Source organism: Micrococcus sp. 093350064-1 (assembly GCF_053627955.1).
Genome location: NZ_JBSEYU010000005.1, coordinates 216,767 through 235,228, shown reverse-complemented (window position 1 = coordinate 235,228; position 18,462 = coordinate 216,767). Strand labels below are relative to the sequence as shown.

The 18,462-nt window shown below is 72.5% G+C and carries 21 protein-coding genes and 1 tRNA gene; 7 read left to right on the top strand and 15 right to left on the bottom strand.

The window, feature by feature from the left end; all coding sequences use genetic code 11:
- Positions 1-21: 21 nt before the first annotated feature.
- From ACUW6W_RS07775 to ACUW6W_RS07740, 8 genes are all read right to left on the bottom strand, one after another.
- Complete coding sequence (locus ACUW6W_RS07775; protein ID WP_060774791.1) at positions 22-327, bottom strand: hypothetical protein; 306 nt, start codon at positions 325-327, stop codon at positions 22-24.
- A 183-nt stretch (positions 328-510) separates the two neighbouring features.
- A complete protein-coding gene (locus ACUW6W_RS07770) occupies positions 511-1,173 on the bottom strand; it encodes a hypothetical protein (protein WP_060973426.1) in 663 nt (220 codons plus the stop codon).
- A gap of 86 nt (positions 1,174-1,259) precedes the next feature.
- The gene (locus ACUW6W_RS07765) at positions 1,260-1,556 is read right to left on the bottom strand and encodes a hypothetical protein (RefSeq protein ID WP_036340685.1); all 297 of its coding nucleotides are present in this window, start codon (positions 1,554-1,556) and stop codon (positions 1,260-1,262) included.
- Entirely contained in the window at positions 1,553-2,362 is an 810-nt protein-coding gene (locus ACUW6W_RS07760) for an RNA polymerase sigma factor (protein WP_231119441.1), read from the bottom strand. The genes ACUW6W_RS07765 and ACUW6W_RS07760 overlap by 4 nt, the downstream gene beginning before the upstream one ends.
- A 35-nt stretch (positions 2,363-2,397) precedes the next feature.
- Positions 2,398-3,456, bottom strand: a complete 1,059-nt coding sequence (locus tag ACUW6W_RS07755) for a helix-turn-helix domain-containing protein (protein ID WP_061873033.1) — start codon at positions 3,454-3,456, stop codon at positions 2,398-2,400.
- Positions 3,453-4,586, bottom strand: a complete 1,134-nt coding sequence (locus ACUW6W_RS07750) for a DUF2637 domain-containing protein (protein WP_044659678.1) — start codon at positions 4,584-4,586, stop codon at positions 3,453-3,455. Before ACUW6W_RS07750 ends, ACUW6W_RS07755 begins: the two co-directional genes overlap by 4 nt.
- Positions 4,583-5,350 (bottom strand): helix-turn-helix domain-containing protein, encoded by a 768-nt coding sequence (locus tag ACUW6W_RS07745; RefSeq protein WP_230956249.1) that lies wholly within the window; start codon positions 5,348-5,350, stop codon positions 4,583-4,585. The genes ACUW6W_RS07750 and ACUW6W_RS07745 overlap by 4 nt, the downstream gene beginning before the upstream one ends.
- Positions 5,351-5,433: 83 nt before the next feature.
- Positions 5,434-5,661 carry a helix-turn-helix domain-containing protein gene (locus ACUW6W_RS07740; protein WP_060974140.1) on the bottom strand — a complete coding sequence of 76 codons (228 nt, stop codon included), beginning with the start codon at positions 5,659-5,661 and terminating at the stop codon, positions 5,434-5,436.
- Positions 5,662-5,771: 110 nt separating this feature from the next.
- Between ACUW6W_RS07740 and ACUW6W_RS07735 the strand changes: the two genes are divergently transcribed.
- On the top strand, positions 5,772-6,086 hold the full coding sequence (locus ACUW6W_RS07735; protein ID WP_081097766.1) for a helix-turn-helix domain-containing protein: 315 nt from the start codon (positions 5,772-5,774) through the stop codon (positions 6,084-6,086).
- On the opposite strand, the gene ACUW6W_RS07730 is transcribed toward ACUW6W_RS07735, so the two are convergent.
- Positions 6,048-6,119 (bottom strand) — tRNA-Asn (locus ACUW6W_RS07730). The two genes, ACUW6W_RS07735 and ACUW6W_RS07730, sit on opposite strands and share 39 nt — an antisense overlap.
- 203 nt (positions 6,120-6,322) lie before the next feature.
- Here ACUW6W_RS07730 and ACUW6W_RS07725 point away from each other — a divergent pair.
- On the top strand, positions 6,323-6,988 hold the full coding sequence (locus ACUW6W_RS07725) for a PepSY domain-containing protein (RefSeq protein ID WP_060974139.1): 666 nt from the start codon (positions 6,323-6,325) through the stop codon (positions 6,986-6,988).
- An 81-nt stretch (positions 6,989-7,069) separates the two neighbouring features.
- Here the strand turns inward: ACUW6W_RS07725 and dnaG are convergent, their stop codons facing one another.
- The 3 genes from dnaG to ACUW6W_RS07710 all read right to left on the bottom strand — a co-directional run bounded on the left by dnaG (position 7,070) and on the right by ACUW6W_RS07710 (position 10,185).
- Positions 7,070-8,980 carry a DNA primase gene (gene dnaG, locus ACUW6W_RS07720; RefSeq protein WP_060974138.1) on the bottom strand — a complete coding sequence of 637 codons (1,911 nt, stop codon included), beginning with the start codon at positions 8,978-8,980 and terminating at the stop codon, positions 7,070-7,072.
- Positions 8,981-9,010: 30 nt separating this feature from the next.
- Positions 9,011-9,256 (bottom strand): hypothetical protein, encoded by a 246-nt coding sequence (locus tag ACUW6W_RS07715; RefSeq protein ID WP_060974141.1) that lies wholly within the window; start codon positions 9,254-9,256, stop codon positions 9,011-9,013.
- Between the two features lie 62 nt (positions 9,257-9,318).
- The gene (locus ACUW6W_RS07710; protein ID WP_060974137.1) at positions 9,319-10,185 is read right to left on the bottom strand and encodes an arsenic resistance protein; all 867 of its coding nucleotides are present in this window, start codon (positions 10,183-10,185) and stop codon (positions 9,319-9,321) included.
- A gap of 32 nt (positions 10,186-10,217) precedes the next feature.
- Here ACUW6W_RS07710 and ACUW6W_RS07705 point away from each other — a divergent pair, with 32 nt between their 5' ends.
- Together ACUW6W_RS07705 and ACUW6W_RS07700 are read left to right on the top strand one after the other, a co-directional pair.
- On the top strand, positions 10,218-11,801 hold the full coding sequence (locus ACUW6W_RS07705; RefSeq protein ID WP_095353463.1) for an anthranilate synthase component I family protein: 1,584 nt from the start codon (positions 10,218-10,220) through the stop codon (positions 11,799-11,801).
- Positions 11,802-11,914: 113 nt separating this feature from the next.
- On the top strand, positions 11,915-12,787 hold the full coding sequence (locus tag ACUW6W_RS07700) for an SIR2 family NAD-dependent protein deacylase (RefSeq protein ID WP_454180097.1): 873 nt from the start codon (positions 11,915-11,917) through the stop codon (positions 12,785-12,787).
- Here ACUW6W_RS07700 and ACUW6W_RS07695 read toward each other — a convergent pair.
- From ACUW6W_RS07695 to ACUW6W_RS07685, 3 genes are all read right to left on the bottom strand, one after another.
- Positions 12,742-14,148, bottom strand: coding sequence for a deoxyguanosinetriphosphate triphosphohydrolase (locus ACUW6W_RS07695; RefSeq protein WP_134416446.1), 1,407 nt, complete (start codon positions 14,146-14,148; stop codon positions 12,742-12,744). The genes ACUW6W_RS07700 and ACUW6W_RS07695 overlap by 46 nt on opposite strands.
- On the bottom strand, positions 14,141-15,451 hold the full coding sequence (gene dusB, locus ACUW6W_RS07690) for a tRNA dihydrouridine synthase DusB (RefSeq protein ID WP_247298220.1): 1,311 nt from the start codon (positions 15,449-15,451) through the stop codon (positions 14,141-14,143). Before dusB ends, ACUW6W_RS07695 begins: the two co-directional genes overlap by 8 nt.
- Positions 15,452-15,570: 119 nt before the next feature.
- A complete protein-coding gene (locus ACUW6W_RS07685) occupies positions 15,571-15,987 on the bottom strand; it encodes an ankyrin repeat domain-containing protein (RefSeq protein WP_095353462.1) in 417 nt (138 codons plus the stop codon).
- 139 nt (positions 15,988-16,126) lie between these two features.
- Between ACUW6W_RS07685 and ACUW6W_RS07680 the strand changes: the two genes are divergently transcribed.
- The 3 genes from ACUW6W_RS07680 to ACUW6W_RS07670 are packed head-to-tail and all read left to right on the top strand — an operon-like array spanning position 16,127 to position 18,462.
- On the top strand, positions 16,127-17,149 hold the full coding sequence (locus ACUW6W_RS07680; protein WP_020628395.1) for an LLM class flavin-dependent oxidoreductase: 1,023 nt from the start codon (positions 16,127-16,129) through the stop codon (positions 17,147-17,149).
- Positions 17,146-17,613 (top strand): MFS transporter, encoded by a 468-nt coding sequence (locus ACUW6W_RS07675; protein ID WP_223247516.1) that lies wholly within the window; start codon positions 17,146-17,148, stop codon positions 17,611-17,613. Before ACUW6W_RS07680 ends, ACUW6W_RS07675 begins: the two co-directional genes overlap by 4 nt.
- An 18-nt stretch (positions 17,614-17,631) precedes the next feature.
- Positions 17,632-18,462 carry an MFS transporter gene (locus ACUW6W_RS07670; RefSeq protein WP_223247515.1) on the top strand — a complete coding sequence of 277 codons (831 nt, stop codon included), beginning with the start codon at positions 17,632-17,634 and terminating at the stop codon, positions 18,460-18,462.

Below are 18,462 nucleotides of genomic sequence, written 5' to 3'. Positions count from 1 at the left end.
TCCGTGAGTGCGCTCAGGACCTCAGAACAGCGGCAGGCCAGCGCCCCAGCCGATCAGGCTCGCAGCACCGGCGATCAGGGCCGCAGCAACGATGCCCCAGACCACGAAGCTGATACCCACGTCCTGCGCGCGGCCGCTCGAGGAGAGCTTGCCGAAGATCCAGACCAGCACGCCGATGCCGACGGCGACGATCAGGATGACCAGGAAGGTGCCCAACGCCAGGCCCGTGATGTTCTGGATGGTGGGCATCCACGGCCCGTTGAAGCTCGGTGCGATGTCCGGGACACCGGCAGCCACCGTGGTGGCCGCGTGAATCAGATTGCTCATCAGAGGTCCTCCCGTAGGGATGTGATGTGACGACGGCCTGGATACCTTCCGGGCCGAACGGGCAACTCCCGCCCGCTGCCAGATGTACGACGCGCCCCACCGCCACGCATGTCACCTGGCCCGCACACGAGAAAGCCCCCACCCGCTGCATCCGCAGCAGGTGGGGGCAACTCGCAGATCAGATCAAGAGCAGTTCTGACCCCGCGTCAGCGTCAGGGTCCGCCCGGTCTGAGCACCGTTGGTCAGCGACTGACGCGCCACGTGCACCTCGACCGGCGAGCACTCGGCCGTGGCCTCGTTCTGTGCCGAGCAGTCCGGCTCACCCGACCCGTTCACCTCGCCCGTGGCGTACCACTTCACCGATGTGACGACCGTGTACGAGGATTCCGTGCCCGTAGCCTCCTTGCCCCACTCGTACCCGTCCAACGCGGGCTGTCCACCGAGCAACGCACTGATCACACGCTCACGCTCTGCCCGATCCGGCGACGGCTCCTCCTTGTCGAAGTCCCGCACCGCCTGCCGGTTGCAGGTCTGCTTCGGGGCGTTCTTCTCGATCGCGACCGACTGCGGCCTGGCCCCGGCGGGCATCAGCTCGCTCGTCCCCAGCCCAGCCCCCCAGCTCGTGCCGGCCGTGCCAGCGCCCAGCACCGTCGCCCCCACCGCCGCCAACGCGACCATCGTCCACCCCTTGCGCATCCCGCCAGGTGAGAACAAGGCCCTGCCCCACACCGCCAGCGCCACGCCAGCCCCCACCGCCAGGATCAGCACGACCAGCGCCGTCCCGACCACCCATCCACTGATCTGTGACCACCCCGACAGCCCGTCCGGGTTGATTCCGTTCAACATGTCCGACTCCTCGCCGCTCGTCTGGCCCGCTCTTGCTTCGTTGCCGTGTCTCGTCCTGGGTTCGCGGTCCCCACCGCGAAGGTCTGTCAGCGCGCCATCGCCTGCACCACCAGCACCCACACCACGAGCACCGCCAGCGCCACGGCCGCGATCACCCACCGACCCCGCGCCGAGTCCCACGCGTCCGGTACCCGCTCCTGCCACGACGTCGGCAGCGGCGCGTCCACGGACTCCGCCACCCACCGCCGCCCGGCCTCGCCTGCGCGCTGGCGCAGTCGCCGCACGGACGCGACCAGTCCCCGGTCCCGCTCTACGTAGACCACGCGCGGCTCCTGACCCTCCGGGACGTCATGGCTCTGCTCGAACTCCGTCTGCTCGCTCACTTCTCTGCCCTCTCGTTTCGGATCACCGTTGTCGCCACCCTCAGCAGGTGCCGTGTCTCGGCCAGGTACTGCCGACTCGTGGAGTGGCTGAACCCGGTGGCCTGCATGACGTCCTCGACCGTGACCGCTTCCATCCGGCCCCCCGCCTGCGCGCAGGCCAACGCGACCTGCCGCGCCCAGTCCCCCGCGTCCCCGTCGTCGGGAAGGCAGCTGATCAGCACACGCATCGTCACCGCCTGCCCCGAACGGGCCACCTCCTGCGCCGCCCGGACCACCCGGGCACAGCGCACCAGCTCACGCCGGGCCTGACGCAGTGCGGTCACCGAGACGCCCATCGCCTCCGATGCCGCCACGACGTCATCCCCGAACGCCAGCACCACGGCCAGGGCACGGGCCGTCATCTCCGAGGACTCCATGACCGACTCGACCACCCGCATCACCTCCGCGACTTCCCGGTGTGCAGCCAGCGCTTCAACCACAGCCTCGGCCGGGTCCTCCATGACCGTCGACACCGCGGTCTTCTCCCGCGCCACCGCGGAAGCCTCCAGCGCCTCCTGGCCCGCCCGCGACCGGCCGACCGCCCGCAGATGATCCACCGCTCGGTTCCGGGCGATGGTGCCGACCCAGGTCCGCAGGGAACCCCGGTCCGGATCGAACCGCTCCCGGGAGTGCCACGCGGACTCCCACGTGCTCTGGAGCACGTCCTCGACGACGTCGCCGTTGCCCGAGGGTCCGAGTACGGCCACCACCGTGCCTCGCACCGAGGCCACCGCTTCCGCCAGCTCGTCACCGGTCACCAGCACCATCCCCGCCGGAGCCACCCGGTCCGCCTGCCCGGTCATCAGTCCACCGCCTCCATCAACGCCCGTGGCATCGCCCGCCGCTCCAGCCGGCAGTGCGGGCAGTCTGCAAGCACGGCCTGCCCGTACGCCGGGATGTGCACGTCCGGGTCCTGGCACGGCTCACCGGTCCGCAGCTCACGCACCTGCCCCGAAGCAGCCGGAGCCTGAGTCACGGCGACCGGCCGGGGCCGGGTCACAGCGACCAATTCCTCGAACTCCGAGGCCAAGGACCGCGCCACGAAGGCCGTGGGCTTGCGCACCGGCCCCGAGGCCCGCGCCAAGACCACGTCCACGATGGACCGCAGCTGCCCGTCTCCGAGGTCCGCAGCCGCCGGCACCCGCTGAACCAAGTCCGCCAGGACCACACCCCGATGGACCAGCCCCACGCCTTCCCCACCGTCGATGACCTGATCGGTCCGTCGTCCGTCGTCCGTCGTCGTCTCCGCGCGCACTGCACCGGACTGACGGACTGACGGACGGACAGATGAGGGTTCTTGAGGGTTAGTCCGCGCGCGATCCTTATAGTCGGCAAAGTCGTGATTGTCGGGTGAGTCCGCCGAAATTGTCGGGTGAGTCGACTCACCCGACAGATTGTCGGGTCGCGTGTTCATGCGGGTCTCAGATTTACCCGACAGATTGTCGGGTCGCGTCTTCGTGCGGGTCTCAGATTTACCCGACAGATTGTCGGGTCGCGTCTTCGTGCGGGTCTCAGATTTACCCGACAGATTGTCGGGTCGCGTGTTCATGCGGGTCTCGGCGTCTTGGACAAGGTCGTTCAGGGCCTCTTCGCGGAGGTAGTACCTCAAGCCGATCCGCCCGCGCCCGTCCCCGTAGCGAGACTCGGTGTCCACCAGGCCCAGGTCTCGCAGGCGGGCGATGTGCCGCTCCACCGAACGCACCGTCTGGGCCGACCGCCGGGCCAACAACTCCTGGCTCGGGTGGCACGACCACGCCTCGTCCGCATGGTCACCCAGCAGCAAAAGCACGAACGCCTGGCCGGTGTTGAGTTGGCCTGTCTCCGCGACTTTCTGCGCCCACTTCATCGCTTCGATGCTCATGCCTGCTCCTCCTCGGTCCCGAATGCCTCGGCGTGCGCCTCACGGGCATCGGCCAAGCGGCGGCGCCCGGTGCGCTCTGAGCACCCGAACTTCTCTGCGACCTCCGCCGCCGAGGGCACCTGGCCCTCCTGCGCACGGGCCACGATCCATGCGGTGATGTCCGCACCCGATGCCTTCTCCACCGTCTTCGTCTCTGCGGCGACCGGCTCTGACGACGCCACGGTCTCGACGACCTCGATCCCCTGGGCGACCTGCGATTCCTCGACCACGGCCTGCGGAACCTCGCGGGCCTCGCGTTCGGTCTCGAGTTTGGCTTGACGCTCCATCCGTTCCAGCTCCTGCCGGTGCCGAGCCTCGGCCACCTCGGCCTCCCGCTCGGCCTCGCGCCGCTGGGCCTCGATCTGCCAGCGGCTCGCTGCGAGTTCGGCCTCCAGCTCCGCGCGCTGACGATCCAGCTCCGCCTGAGCCTTCAGCTGCTCTGCTTCCTCCGACACCTGCGATGCGCGCTCGGCCCGCCGCGAGTCCGGGTTCTCCACCGCGACCCGCGCCAGCTGATCCGTGGCCACGAACACCGCCACCGGAACCATCACCGCGATGAGCGCACCCACCACGGACTGCCACACGCTCGCGTTCTCAGCACTCCACGCATGCGCCCCGTTGGCGATCATCGACAGCCCCGTGAACGCCCCCAGCGCCCACCACGACGCCCGCGCGGACTCCCCTCGAGACTCGTGCACCAGTACGGAGCCTGCGTAGACCAGGATCGCCAGGTCTATGAAGACCGGCACTGCCCAATGCATGAACGGCGGCAGCCCCAGCCACGCCGCGACCTCGTACAGCGCCGCGAACGAAATGGAGAACGCCACCAGCCCGGCCACAGCGGTCCCGGCCACCACGGCCCGGATGAACCGCCCATCGTTCGGGTTGACCCGGCGCGGAAGCGTCCGAATCCCACTGTCCGTGGGCCGCGCCCCGGTGCTATCCTTTGAGTGCTCGACCAGCGTGTTCTTTGGAATGTGCACCGTCTCGGATTGAGCGTTTTCGGAAGCCCCGACAGCCTGCCCGCTGGCCGGGGCTTCCGCCCTTTTCGGCCCAGACGTTCGGGCCTCCCACATCTGCTGCGCGCTCATCGCGTGCCCTCCTCGATCTTCTTCAGCACCTCATCCAGGTCGTCCACCGCGTCCCGCAGCGTCGACCGGATCTCCGCCTGGGACTCGCCCTCGACATGCCCCACGGACCGGATCACGTGCGCCAGCGTCCGCACGCACCGCACCGAGTCCCACACGACCCCGTGCAAGTCCTCGTCTTCGACCAGCGCCTTACCCGTCGCCGGAGACACCAGCGAGGCCACCGGGGTAGCCGCCTTGATCAGCGCTGGCACCGCGGCCGCACCCGACCCGTTGAACGCAGTCAGCACACGACGCGCGCGGCCCTTCTGTTCCTCGTCGTGCCGGACCAAGTTCAGCGGCTCGATCCCGAAGTCCTCGGCCGGCATGTCCAGCACCGAGTCCAGGCCCATCTGGCCCTCGAGCACCGCCTCTGGCCCTTCGGACGACGTCGCGGCTCGCTCGCGCACCGGCTGATAGGTCTTCCCGTCCGTGCCAGTCACCCGCCGAGCGTTTCCAGGTGTCCCATTTGGGACATCTCGACCCGCCGTCGCGTCGAGTTCCCGGTGCACGGTGCTCTTAGACAACTGAGTGGCGGTTGCGATGGCGCGTGCGCTCATGCCGGCCTCACGAAGTGAGAGGACCACGTCCTGCCGATATTCCAAGGGCGGACGGAGGTGGAGGTTTCCGAACTCACGGGTCACGTAGTCGTCCCAGCTGCGGTAGCCAAGAACGGCCCAGGCCCGTCCTCGATATGCCGAACGGATGAGGTGGTAGACCGACTCCATGCCAGTCTTAATCTGGTCCGTGAGGTCACGCGCTGCCGCAGCAGTCATGGACGCGCCGTGGTCAGGGTCAACCACTGTCGCCGTCACGGCTTCCCCTCCTCGGCCTCGAACACGAAGAGGTCTCGCATCGACAACCCAAGAAAGTCAGCGACGGTCTCGAGTTCCGTGAAGGTGAAATCGCGGTGCCCGTTCATACGTGCTGACACCGATGCGCGGCTTAGACCGAGGGCTTCGCCCAGGTCCCCCATGCTTTTGTCGGCCAGGGCCAACCTGGAGCGGATTTGCAGAGTTAACTGCTTCTGTCTCGTCATGGCCACCAGTGTTGTGCTACCCGCAACACTGGTCAAGCCGTATGTTGCTTATGTAGCAATTTTTTTTCGTATCCCATGACGACTGGCCTGCCCTTCGCTACGCTGGACACATGGATGAGTCAGAAATCAAGACCGCGCTCCTCGCGGAGATCCGCGCCTGGATGGGCCGCCGGCAGGTCAACCAGTCCGACATGGCCCGGCACATGGGCCTGACACGCAGCGCGGTCAGCCGGCGGATGAGCGGACAGCAGGACTTCACGTTCCCCGAACTGGCCTCGATCGCGGGGTGGCTCGACATCACGCTCGCTGAACTGTTCGGCCCGGTCGTCCTCCAGGCACGAAGAAGCCCCCGCACCGACATGGTCGGTGCAGGGGCCTCAGGATCGCTCCCCCGGTTGGATTCGAACCAACAACCCTTCGATTAACAGTCGAATGCTCTGCCGTTGAGCTACGGGGGAATGTGCCGCGAACCGCCGGAGCCGTTCGGACAACGGATGGAACTCTACCAGAGCCCCTGCCTGCGCGCCACCCGGCCGCGGGGCGCCGTCGTCGTCCTACCCACGCCCGGGGACCGGGCCCTTGCCAGGCACGGTTCCGGCGGGCCTACGGTGCGCGGACACCCCAAAACCATCAGGAACGGACCCGAAGGAGAGACGTGTCCATGACCATCACGACCCTCACACGCAAGACCGCCCTGACCGGCACGGGCATGCTCGCCGCCCTCGCCCTCGCGGCCTGCGGCACCACCTCCGACAACGGCGACGACGGCTCCGCCTCGCCGGGGGTCGACGCCTCCTCGGCGGTGGCGAGCACCCCCACCACGGACGACGCGTCGGGCTCGGCGTCGTCATCAGCCTCCTCCGCTTCGGCCTCGTCGACGGCCGCCGCGGCCGGCAGCGGCTCGGCCACCGGCCAGGCCGACGAGCCCGCCTACGCGGTGATCGACGCGGTCCTGGAGAAGTACGCCGACGGCATCATCGTCGCGGTGGATGCCAACGACGATGACACGACCTGGGAGGTCGACGTCGTGGTGGGCGAGGGGGCCAAGGAGCTGGACGTCACCGCCGACGGCGACATCACCGAGACCGATCGCGAGTCGGATCCCGAGGACGTCCAGAAGGCGAAGGAGGCCGAGGTCACCGCCCAGCAGGCCCTCGACACCGCCCGGGAGGGCCGTGACGGGGTGACCCTGGACGAGATGGACCTGGAGGACGACAACGGCACCCTCCAGTGGGAGGTCCGGTTCGATCGCGAGGACGGCTCCGACGGCCCCGAGGTCGAGATCGACGCCACGTCCGGCGAGGTGCTCACGGTCGACGAGCGCTGACGCCGCGCGGCCGACGGGCCGCCGTTTCCCGAACGAAAACGCGCCTGGAGCCGCCGTTTCCCGAACGAAAACGGGTGGGGGTCAGTCGTCGGCTCGGAGGGCCCGGCGGCGCGCCTCCAGTTCCATGAGCTCGCTGTTGAGGCGGGTGAACTCGGCGGGGTCGCCCTCGGGGCCGAGCCGCTGCAGGCGCCCGAGCAGCTCCTCCTTGCGGTGCACGATCTGCAGGGCGAACAGGCGGTTCATGATGTCCCGGCAGTACCGGTCCACATCCTCGGGAGTGCGGGCGGGCAGGTCGCGGACGGCCAGCTCGGAGACGACGCCGGCCACCTCCTGGGGCACGGCGTCCCGCACGGCGTCCACCCAGCGCTGCGGTGTCGCCCCCGCCGACCCGGCCACCTTCACGCCCTGGTGGACGGCGGCGTACTGCGGGACCGTGAAGCGGGCGGCGTACAGCGCGGTCCACTGCTCCGCGGAGAGCAGGGTGGGGTGCTGCAGCACCACCTCGAGGGACTCCCGCTCCCGGCGGGCGACGGGGTCACGCGGGTCCACCGGCACCACGATCCGCGGCGCCGGGGCGGCAGCCTCCCCGTGGCGGCCCGTGGGCCCGACCGCCTGCCCGTCGCTCGCCGGGGTCGGCCGTGCCTCGGGCTCGGGCCCCCGCCGCGGTGCGCGCCCGGCCGCGGCCACGGCCCGGTGCACGGCGTTCGGGCCCAGGCCGAGCCAGCCGGCCAACTCCCGCTCGTAGCCCGGGCGCAGGACGGCGTCCTTGATCCCCGCCACGATCGGCGCCGCGTGGCGCAGGGCGCCGGCGCGGCCCTCCACGGTGTTCAGGTCGTAGTCCTTCAGCCCCGCCCGGATCGCGAATTCGAAGAGCGGCCGCCGCGAGGCGATGAGCGCGCGCACGGCCTCGTCGCCCTTCTGCATGCGCAGGTCGCACGGGTCCATGCCGCTGGGCTCCACGGCCACGAACGTCTTGGCGAGGAACCGGTGGTCCTCGTCGAACGCCTTGAGGGCGGCCTTCTGCCCGGCCTCGTCGCCGTCGAAGGTGAAGATCACCTCGCCGCCCGTGCCGTCGTCGGAGATCAGGCGGCGGGCCACCTTGATGTGGTCCGCGCCGAACGCGGTGCCGCACGTGGCCACGGCCGTGCCGACGCCGGCCAGGTGGGCCGCCATCACGTCCGTGTAGCCCTCGACGAGCACCAGCTGGCGTTCCTTGGCGATCGTGCGCTTGGCCAGGTCGATGCCGTAGAGCACCTGGGACTTCTTGTAGAGCGGCGTCTCGGGGGTGTTCAGGTACTTGGGGCCGGGATCGTCGTCGTAGAGCTTGCGGGCGCCGAAGCCGATGGTCGCGCCGGTCATGTCCCGGATGGGCCAGAGCAGGCGGCCGCGGAACCGGTCGTACAGGCCGCGCTGTCCCTCGGACACCAGCCCGGAGGCGCGCAGCTCCTCGTCCCGGAAGCCGCGCTGCCGGAGGTGGTCCAGCAGATGCGACCACCCCTGCGGGGCGTACCCGAGGCCGAACTGCACCGCGTGCTCCTGCGTGAACCCGCGCTGGGTGAGGAAGTCGCGGGCGGCCTGGGCCTCGGGCGAGCCGAGGGCCCGACGGAAGAACTCGTCCGCCACCTTGTTCGCCTCGAACAGGCGACGACGGCGCCCCGTCTCCGCCTTGTCCGGGCCGGTGCCGCCGTCCTCGTAGTGCAGCTCCACCCCCACCCGGGACGCCAGTCGCTCCACGGTCTCCATGAACGTGGTGTGTTCAAGTTCCATGAGGAAGCTGATGACGTCCCCGTGCGCGCCGCATCCGAAGCAGTGATAGGTGCCCACGCCGGGGCGCACGTGGAACGACGGCGTCCGCTCGTCGTGGAACGGGCACAGCCCCTTGAACGAGCCCACGCCCGCCGAGCGCAGGGTGACGAACTCCTCCACCACGGCCTTCAGGTCCGTGCGCTCGCGGACGAGGTCGATGTCCTTGCGCACGATCAGTCCAGCCATGCGGACCATTCTAGGGACGGGGCGGGGCGGTCAGCCCCGAGCGGAACCGCCCTGCGTGGATGGCTCGGTCTCCGCTGCGGCCTGTGCAGGACCGGTCCCTGCCGCGCGGGACGCTTCGGTCCGCGCCGCGTCCACTCCCTCGGACGCGGGGCGCCCGGTGGCGGGGTCGATGACGGGCAGTGCGCCGGTGGCCGCCTCGACCAGCGGATGGAACAGCGCGGCCGACGCCAGGCCGCCGTGACGGCGGCGCGCCGAGGACACGAACGAGAGGCTCATGTCGCCCACCATAGCCACCCGGGACCGTGATTCCGGTCACGGTAAGGCAACATTCTGGGCGGTCAGGTCACGGTTCGACCCGCGCCCGCCCCCGCGGACTGCCCGTGCAGCGGCAGCAGCCGGGGCACCAGGCGGACGAGGCTCACCATCGCCCCGAGCTCCACGAGCGTCTGCGTCACCACCACGAGCGGGGCCGGGTCCAGGCTCGCCGGCAGGGCCAACGCCAGCGGCAGCACGACCAGGGAGTTCCGCGTCGCGCCCGAGGACACGAGCGCTCGTCCTGCGGGCACATCGAGGCGCGCCCACCGCGCAGCCACCACACCGAGGGCCACCATCACGACGGCGAACGCCACGAACAGGGGCACGACGGCGGCCAGCGCGGGCAGCCGTTCCCCCACCCCGCGGATCTGCGAGGCGACCACCGTGAACAGCGTGACGACCATGAGCGGGACCATCGCCACCGTGAACCCGCGCACCACCCCGGCCGCCGTGTCCCGCACCCCACCGCGGCCGCGCACCGCACCCCACTGGAGCAGCGCCGCGAGCGCGAGCGGCACCAGAATCAGCATGACCAGAGCACGGACGAAGGGCCCGACGTCGACCGCGGCCACCGCCGCCCCGCCCGCGAGTGCGGTGAACGCGATGACGTAGTCCACGCACGGGGCCAGCAGCACGAGGAGCACGCCCACGAGCAGCGCGTCGTCGTGGGCCACGAACCGGCTCAGCCCGAACACCACCGCCGGCACCACCACGAAGTTCAGGACCAGCAGTGCCCCGAGGAACCTGCCGTCCCGCAGCCCCGCGCCCAGCGCGGCGAACGGCACCGCCAGGAACGTCGCCAGCAGGAGCAGCGCGAGGACCGGCTCGACGAGCACCGCCCACGCGTCGGCCCCGGGCACGGCCCACCCGACGACGGCGCCCGCGGCGATCCCGGCGGGGGCTGACCCCTACGCTGGGGGCCATGCCCACCGCCCCCGCACCGTCCGAGGCCGCTGCCACCCCGTTGCACGTGGCCGTGCGCACGCTCGACGCCGCGGCGCTCGCGGCGGCCGGGCACACGGCGGCGACCGCCGTGGCCGCGGTCTATGCGCACGCCGTCGTGCGCGGGGCCGCGTCGTTCTGGCTGGACTCCGCTCTGCCGGACCCGGCCGAGGCGCGCTGGTCCGTGGCGGGCGACGGGCTGGACGTGCTCGGCGAGGAGCAGGGTCGCGTGCCCTCCCCTGGCCCGCGGCTGGTCCGGCACGACGACCCCGCCGATCCGGACCGCGCGTGGGCGGACCTCGGGGCCGCGGCCGCGCCCCGGTCGGTGGTCGGCGGCGAGGGCCTGCCCCTGCGCGGCGGCCTGGTCGGCTGGCTCGGCTACGAACTTGGCATGGCGGATTTGGGGGTGTCCCCGCCCTCACGCCGACCCGAGGACCCCGCGCCCCTGCCCGCGCAGTTCTGGGTGCGCCCGTCCCGCTACGTCGTGGCCGACCACGCGGCCGGGGTGCTGCACTGCTGCGTCGTCTCCCTCGATCCGACCACCGCGGAGGCCGGGGCCGACCGCTGGGCGGCGGACGTGCGCCGCGCCCTCGCCGCGGCCCGCCGCGCTCTCGAGACGGCGGCGGGCGACGTCGTCGTGCCCCCGCCGCGGGACGCCGGCCCGGGGCCGCGGGCCGATGAGGAGGCGCCGGGCACGTGGCGCGAGGACCGGGCGGCGTACGCCGAGCAGATCGCCCGTTGCCGCGCCGCGCTGCATGCCGGCGACTCCTACGAGCTGTGCCTGACCACCCGCTTCGACGCCGATCCCGGGCTGCGCGTGAACCCGCTGGTCCTGTTCCACGAGCTCGCCGCGCACCAGCCGGCCCCGTACGCGGCGCTGCTGGAGCACGGCACGGGCGCCCGCCGGTGGGCCGTGGTCTCTGCCTCACCGGAGCGGTTCCTCGCCGGGCGCGAGGGCCGGTACAGCACCAAGCCGATCAAGGGCACGGCCGCCCGCCTGCCGGACCCGGCCGGGGACGCCGAGGCCGCCCGCGCGCTCGCCGCCGACCCCAAGACGCGCGCCGAGAACCTCATGATCGTGGACCTGCTGCGCAACGACCTCTCCCGGGTGTGCGAGCCCGGCTCCGTGCAGGTGCCCTCCCTCATGGCGGTGGAGAGCTACGCGAGCGTCCACCAGCTCGTCTCCACGGTCACGGGCACGGCACGGGCCGGCGTCGAGCCCGTGGACGTGGTGCGGTCGCTGTTCCCCGGCGGGTCGATGACGGGCGCGCCGAAGCGCCGCAGCGTCGAGCTGCTGGCCGCGTGGGAGGCCTCCCCGCGCGGGGTCTACTCCGGGGCGCTGGGGATGCTGAGCGCGGACGGGACGACGTCGTTGTCCGTCGTGATCCGCACGGCCGTGCTCGCCGGGGGCCGCTGGTCCGTGGGGGCCGGCGGGGCGATCGTCGCGGACTCTGACCCGGCCGCCGAGCACGACGAGGTCCTCCTCAAGGCCCGCGGCCTGCGCCGGGCCCTCGCCCGCGCCGCCGGCACGGGCCTGCCGACGACGGCGCCCGACATCGCCTGACCCCACCCTGTGGTTCGGGGGCGATATTCGGCGGTATTCCGACGGAATAACGCCGCAAACCGCCCCCGAACAAGGGGAGGCGACCACCCGTGCGGCCTGCCTAGGCTGGGGACATGGCCGATCCGTACCCCGTCCTCGCCGCCTCCGCCCCCGACCTCGCCCCTGACGCGCTGGACGCCGTCCGCGCGCTCGTGGCCGCCGCCGAGCGTCCCGTGGTGCTCTCCGGGGCGGGGATGAGCGCCGAGTCCGGCATCCCCACGTTCCGCGACGCCCAGACCGGCCTGTGGGAGCGGTTCTCCGCGGAGGAGCTCGCCACGGAGGAGGCATTCCTCGCGGATCCCGCGCTCGTGTGGTCCTGGTACCGGTGGCGTGCCCGGATGGTGCGGGCCCGCCAACCGAATCCGGGGCACGACGCCGTCGCCGCCTGGCAGCGCCGCACACCCGGCCTGGAGGTGGTCACCCAGAACGTGGACGACCTGCACGAGCGCGCCGGCGCCCGGGTGCTCGCGCACCTGCACGGCTCCCTGTTCGAGCACCGCTGCGCCGAGTGCGGGGCCCCCGCCGACGTCGACCCGGGCGCGCCCGCGGACGAGGCGACGGCCGACTCCGAGGCCGACCTCGAGGCGATGCTCCGCGAGGCACCGCCGGCCTGCACCGTGTGCGGGGACGGACTGATCCGCCCGGGGATCGTGTGGTTCGGGGAGATGCTGCCGGCCGAGCCCTGGGACCGCGCGTTCGCCGCGCTCGAGGACTGCGACCTGTGCGTCGTCGTGGGCACCTCGGGCATCGTGCAGCCGGCGGCGTCCCTGCCGTTCGTGGCGCTGGGGGCCGGAGCCGCCGTCGTCGAGGTGAATCCGGTGGAGACCGAGCTGAGCGGCGCGGTCACGCACGTCCTGCGAGGTCCCGCCGGCGCGGTGCTGCCCGCGCTGCTGGACCCGCGTCAGAGCCAGACGCGCCGGAACTCCGCGCCCTGCACCAGGGTGTGATGCCACTCGACGGCGGTCGAATCGGTGAGCGAGGCGATCTGGTCGATCACCACGCGCCGCCGGGCGGCGTCGTCGGGGGCCTGCGCCCAGTCGAACGCGAACATCGGCTCGAGGTACCGGTCCCCCGTCGCGTCGAGCAGCGCCACGAGCTCCGCGAGCACCTCGCGCTGCCGCGCGTAGAGCGGCTGGCGCTGCTCGGCGGTCATCACGTAGGCCGCCGCGATGCCCTTCATCACGGCGATCTCCGTCTCCGTCTCCTCGGGCACCACGACGTCGGCGCCGTGGCGGGTCAGCGGCTCGTTGCCGAACACCTGGCGCGTGGCGTCGAAGGCGGCGGTGCAGAACCGGCCGATCAGCTGGCTCGTCATGTCCTTCATCGCCGCGAGCGCCCGCCGGGAGCCGTCCATCTCGGAGACCCACACGTCGGTGGCCTCGAGGCGGGCCAGGGCCGCGTCGACCTCGGCCGGGTCCGTGTGCGGCAGGTACCACTGGCGGGTGGTCTCCACGACGCGCTCCCGGTGCTCCGGGATGGCCAGCCACTTGAGCTGGAACACGGCGTTGACCACGCCGTCCTCCACGTCGTGCACGGAGTAGGAGATGTCGTCCGCGAGGTCCATGACCTGGGCCTCCATGGACGTGCGCGTGCCGGGCACCCCGGCGCGGAACCAGCGGAACACGGGCAGGTCGTCCTCGTAGACGCCGAACTTGCGCGAACGCGTGCCGTCGGGGCGCAGCGGGGCGTCCTCACGGGTCCACGGGTACTTGCATGCGGCGTCGAGGGCGGCGCGCGTGAGGTTCAGGCCCGCGGAGGAGCCGTCCGCGAAGAGCTTCTTCTGCTCGAGGCGGGCCAGCAGGCGCAGGGTCTGGGCGTTGCCCTCGAAGCCGCCGACGTCCTCGCTGAGCGCGTCGAGCGCCTTCTCCCCGTTGTGCCCGAAGGGCGGGTGGCCGAGGTCGTGGGACAGGCAGGCGGTGTCCACGAGGTCGGGGTCGCAGCCCAGCGACCTGCCGAGCTCACGCCCCACCTGCGCCACCTCGAGCGAGTGCGTCAGGCGGGTGCGGGCGAAGTCGTCCGCGTCCGGGGCGACCACCTGGGTCTTGGCCCCCAGCCGGCGCAGGCCCGCGGAGTGCAGCACGCGGGCACGGTCCCGCTCGAAGTCCGAACGGTAGGAGGACTTGGGCGGCTCGGGCAGCCACCGCTCCCGGTCCCACGGCGTGTAGCCGGGGGTCTGCACGGCGCGGCCGGCATACGGGGGCCGGCCTTCCGGGCCGAACAGCACCGGCTGGTGGGCGGCGCCGGTCCAGTGCGACGACGGCGCGGCGGGCGTTCCGGCGGCGGGCACCGGCGTCGTGGGCTCAGCCACCGGAGACGTCCAGCTCGGCGGCCTGGATCATGGCCTGCTGCTCGGCGTTGAGCTCGCGGGAGTCCAGCCAGCCGTCCGGCAGGTGCGGGCGCTTGGGGGCGCCGGCCCGGCCGCGGGGGCCCTCGGCGGCCTCGCCCGGGTAGGGCTGGTCGCGGTCCACGCGGGCGAGGATCTCGCGCATCGTGGCCAGGTCCGGGACGGTGGACAGCGCGGTGCGGATCTCCGAGCCCACGGGGTAGCCCTTGAAGTACCAGGCCACGTGCTTGCGGATGTCCCGCAGCGCCTTGAGCTCGTCGCCGCCGAAGGTGTCCACGAGCAGCTCGGCGTGGCGGTACAGCGTGTCCGCGACCATGCCCAGGGTCGGCTGGAACCGGTCCTGGCGGCCCTCGAAGGCGGCCTGCAGGTCCCCGAACAGCCAGGGCCTTCCCTGGCAGCCGCGGCCGATCACGACGCCGTCCACGCCCGTGCGCTCGACCATCGCGATGGCGTCCTCCGCGGACCAGATGTCGCCGTTGCCGAGCACGGGGATGTCCGGCAGGGCCTCGCGCAGCCGGGCGATGTCGTCCCACACGGCGGTGCCCGAGTAGAACTGGCGCGTGGTGCGGCCGTGGAGGGCGACGGCGGCGACGCCGAGGTCGCGGGCCGTGCGGCCGGCGTCGAGGAAGGTCAGGTGGTCCTCGTCGATGCCGCGGCGCATCTTCACGGTCACCGGGATGTCCTTCTTCGAGGCCTCGGTGACGGCGGCCTTGACGATCGAGGCGAACAGCTCCGACTTCCATGGCAAGGCCGAGCCGCCGCCGCGCCGGGTCACCTTCGGCACGGGGCAGCCGAAGTTCATGTCGATGTGGTCGCAGCGGCCCTCCTCGACCAGCATCCGCACCGCCGCGCCGGTGGTGACCGGGTCCACGGAGTAGAGCTGCACGGAGCGGGGCACCTCGTCCGGGTCGTGCTGGATGATCCGCATCGACTCGGGCTTGCGCTCGACGAGCGCGCGGGCTGTGACCATCTCGTTGACGTAGAGGCCGCCGCCGTACTCGCGGCACAGGCGGCGGAACGCGGTGTTCGTGATGCCGGCCATCGGGGCGAGCACCACGGGGACGTCGATGGTCAGCGGCCCCAGCCGCAGCGGGGGCAGGGTCAGGCGGTCCGTCGTCGGGGCGGGGTGGCGGGCCTCGTGGAGCTGATCGTCGTCGGTGATGCGTCGACCCGCGCCGGCGGACTTGGCGTAGTGCGCGGCGTGGAGGTCGGCGACGTCGTCGGCGTCGGTCACCGCCGCGGCGGGGAGGGTGTGGGAAGAAGTCATGTCGGACCCCATTCTTCCATTCCGCCCGGCACCCGCGTCACCGTGCCCCACGACGAGGCCCGCTGGGAGGCGATCACCGAGGCACCCCGCCGGGACGGGCAGACCATCCTCCCGGCGGGTCAGGCCTCCGACGCCGGCGCCGCGTCCTCGCCGTCGAGCACCGCCAGCAGGTCCGCACCGGCGAACATCTGAGCGGTCTGGCGCGCCGAGGGGGTGCCCGCGTCCGGGTCCGCCCCGGCAGCCAGCAGATGCCGCATCGAGGCGACATCCCGCTTGAACGTGGCGCAGGTCAGGGCGCGCTGGCCGCGATCGTTGGCGTGCTCGATCTCGGCGCCGGCCTCGATCAGCATCGCCACCGTGTCCGGGTGCTGGTGATAGGCGGCGAGCGTGAGGAAGGAGTCGCCCGCGTGGTTGCGCAGGCGCGTGCTCACCCCGGCGTCCAGGTATGCCTTCAGCTGGGCCGTGTCCCCGTCCCGCGCCATGTCGAAGAGCCGGTTCGCCAGCTCGATGTCCTTCTCGCTCCACTGCTCACTCATGCCCGCCAGTATGGCGGACGCCGCGACGATCGACCGCTCCGCAGCGACATCTCCGCGGGTCTGCCCGCAGGTGATGTCGCCGGCCGGCGGTCAGACGAGCACCGGGAACAGCCCCGCCCGCCCCGCGGTTGCACCCGGCATGACCCGCAAGCACCTCGGCTTCCTCAACTTCGGCCACTGGATCCACCGTCCCGGCGCCGAACCGGACGCGCGGCAGGCCCTCGACGACGTCGTCGCCATGGCCGTGGCCGCCGAGGACGCCGGACTCGACGGCGCCTGGCTCCGCGTCCACCACTTCCAGCGGATGTTCTCCTCGCCGTTCCCGATCCTCGCCGCGATGGCCGCCCGCACCGAGCGGATCAGCCTCGGCACCGGCGTGATCGACCTGCGGTATGAGAACCCCCTGTACATGGCCGAGGCCGCGGCCACCACGGACCTCATCTCCGGCGGCCGGCTCGAGCTCGGCGTCTCCCGCGGCTCACCCGAGGCCGCCCTCGACGGCCAGGCGCAGTTCGGCTACGCCCTCGACGAGGGGCAGACCTGGGCCGACGTGACCCGAGAGCGCGGACGCCGGTTCCTCTCGGCCGTGCGCGGCGAGGGCATCGCAACGCCGGACCTCACCTCCGGCTGGGCGCACAGCTCGCAGCCGCTGCGGATCGAGCCGCACTCCCCCGGGCTCGCGGACCGCATCTGGTGGGGGTCCGGCTCCGTGGGCTCGGTGGCCGGCGCCGCCACGGACGGCTACAACATGCTCTCCTCCACCCTGCTCCTGCAGGACGACGGCCGCCCCTTCCACGTCCAGCAGGCCGACCAGATCGCGCGCTACCGGGAGGCCTTCGCCGCGGCCGGCCACGCCGGTCCGGGCCGCACGGCGGTCACGCGCTCCGCGTTCGTCATCCAGGACCGGGAGGACGAGCTGTACTTCGGCCGGGAGCGGGCTTCGCGCGACTCCTCCGGCATGCTCGAGGGCGGCGCCGCCCGCTCCGGCCCGACCTATGCCGGGTCCGCCGAGGAGGTCGCGGAGAAGCTCGCCGCCGACGACGCCGTCGCCGCCGCCGACTGGGTCCTGTTCGCCAACCCCAACCAGCTCGGGGTCGAGTACAACGCGAAGATCTTCGCCGGCTGGGCGGAGGTCTGGCGCCTGCTCGGCTGGGATGCATGAGCGAGGCCCCGCCGCACCTCCCGACCGCCGACGACGGCGTCGCCCGAGCCCGTCGCGCGCGCTGGGCCGTCACCGCCGCCTTCGCGACGAACGGCGCCCTGCTCGGCGCGCTCATCCCGCACTACCCGGAGGCCAAGGCCGCGTTCGGCCTGGACCCGGCCGCGTTCGGCCTGCTCGTCATCGCGCTCGCCGTGGGCGGCACGCTCGCCGGGCCCCTGCCCGCCCCGATCCTGCGCCGGTTCGGCGCCCGCCGCGTCATGCTCGCCGGCAGCGTGGCCATCGCCCTGCTCACGACGGCGGCCGGTCTCGTCCTCGACATCGCCGGGGCGGGCGCGGGGGCCGGGCACGGTGCGGGCACGGCCGCGGCCTGGCCGCTGTGGGTCTTCGCGGGCCTCGTCGTGGCCTCGGGCGTGCTCGACGCCGTCGTGGACACCGCCCAGAACGCGCAGGGCCTGCAGGTGTAGACCCGGCTGGCCCGGCCCGTGCTCACGACCATGCACGCCGGCTGGAGCCTCGGAGCGGCCGCCGGTGCCGGGCTCGGTGCGGCGGTCATCACCGTGGGCGGCCCCGCGGCCCTGCACCTGGGGCTCAACGGCGCCGTGTGCGTCGCGGTGCTGCTGGGGGTCCGGCGCCTGTTCCTGGCGGAGGCTCCCGTGGACTCGGCGTCCGCCCGCGGCGCCGCGGATCAGTCACCCGCACCGTCGGAGACGTCCACGCCGCCTGCCCCGGCCGCCCAAGCCCTCCCCCGCCGCGCCGCCGTGGCCGTGCTCGTCCCCGCCGTGGTGATCGCGATGGCCGGGTTCGGCGTGGAGGAGTTCGGCAACGCGTGGGCCACCCTGTTCCTGATCACGGAGCGCGGCCTGGATCCGGCCGCGGCGGTGCTCGGCGCGTCGACGCTGCTGGGCGCGCAGTTCGTCGGACGCCTCGCGGGCGACCGCACCCTCGCCGCCCTGGGACGCCGCGGGGCGCTGACGGCGGGGCTGGGCGCCGTCGTCGTGGGGCTGGGGCTGGCCCTGGCGCCGCTGCCCGAGCCGGTGGCCGTGCCTGCCGCGTTCGCGGGGCTGGCCCTGGCGGGGCTCGGCTGCGCCGTGGTGGTGCCCGTGGCCTATGCGCTCGGCGACGAGGCGCCCGGGCTCCGGCCGCAGACCGGGCTGGCGGTGACGAGCTGGTGCATGCGGCTGGCCGGGGTTGGGCTCAGCCCGGCGGTCGGGGCGCTGGCCGGCGCCGTCGGTCTTGCACCGGCGCTGACGGTGTTCCTGGGCCTGGCCGCCGTCGGGGCGGTGCTCGCCGCCCGGCTGCCCGCCGCCCCGTAG

Bases quoted from the DNA above. Each gene is read 5' to 3' on its own strand.
- ACUW6W_RS07700 (WP_454180097.1), top strand. From the start codon at position 11,915: ATGGCCGATCCGTACCCCGTCCTCGCCGCCTCCGCCCCCGACCTCGCC.
- ACUW6W_RS07750 (WP_044659678.1), bottom strand. From the start codon at position 4,586: ATGAGCGCGCAGCAGATGTGGGAGGCCCGAACGTCTGGGCCGAAAAGG.
- ACUW6W_RS07675 (WP_223247516.1), top strand. From the start codon at position 17,146: ATGAGCGAGGCCCCGCCGCACCTCCCGACCGCCGACGACGGCGTCGCC.
- ACUW6W_RS07740 (WP_060974140.1), bottom strand. From the start codon at position 5,661: ATGACGAGACAGAAGCAGTTAACTCTGCAAATCCGCTCCAGGTTGGCC.
- ACUW6W_RS07770 (WP_060973426.1), bottom strand. From the start codon at position 1,173: ATGTTGAACGGAATCAACCCGGACGGGCTGTCGGGGTGGTCACAGATC.
- dusB (WP_247298220.1), bottom strand. From the start codon at position 15,451: ATGACTTCTTCCCACACCCTCCCCGCCGCGGCGGTGACCGACGCCGAC.
- ACUW6W_RS07745 (WP_230956249.1), bottom strand. From the start codon at position 5,350: ATGGAGTCGGTCTACCACCTCATCCGTTCGGCATATCGAGGACGGGCC.
- ACUW6W_RS07685 (WP_095353462.1), bottom strand. From the start codon at position 15,987: ATGAGTGAGCAGTGGAGCGAGAAGGACATCGAGCTGGCGAACCGGCTC.
- dnaG (WP_060974138.1), bottom strand. From the start codon at position 8,980: ATGGCTGGACTGATCGTGCGCAAGGACATCGACCTCGTCCGCGAGCGC.
- ACUW6W_RS07725 (WP_060974139.1), top strand. From the start codon at position 6,323: ATGACCATCACGACCCTCACACGCAAGACCGCCCTGACCGGCACGGGC.
- ACUW6W_RS07755 (WP_061873033.1), bottom strand. From the start codon at position 3,456: ATGAGCATCGAAGCGATGAAGTGGGCGCAGAAAGTCGCGGAGACAGGC.
- ACUW6W_RS07775 (WP_060774791.1), bottom strand. From the start codon at position 327: ATGAGCAATCTGATTCACGCGGCCACCACGGTGGCTGCCGGTGTCCCG.
- ACUW6W_RS07715 (WP_060974141.1), bottom strand. From the start codon at position 9,256: ATGAGCCTCTCGTTCGTGTCCTCGGCGCGCCGCCGTCACGGCGGCCTG.
- ACUW6W_RS07705 (WP_095353463.1), top strand. From the start codon at position 10,218: ATGCCCACCGCCCCCGCACCGTCCGAGGCCGCTGCCACCCCGTTGCAC.
- ACUW6W_RS07735 (WP_081097766.1), top strand. From the start codon at position 5,772: ATGGATGAGTCAGAAATCAAGACCGCGCTCCTCGCGGAGATCCGCGCC.
- ACUW6W_RS07760 (WP_231119441.1), bottom strand. From the start codon at position 2,362: ATGGTGCTGGTGACCGGTGACGAGCTGGCGGAAGCGGTGGCCTCGGTG.
- ACUW6W_RS07680 (WP_020628395.1), top strand. From the start codon at position 16,127: ATGACCCGCAAGCACCTCGGCTTCCTCAACTTCGGCCACTGGATCCAC.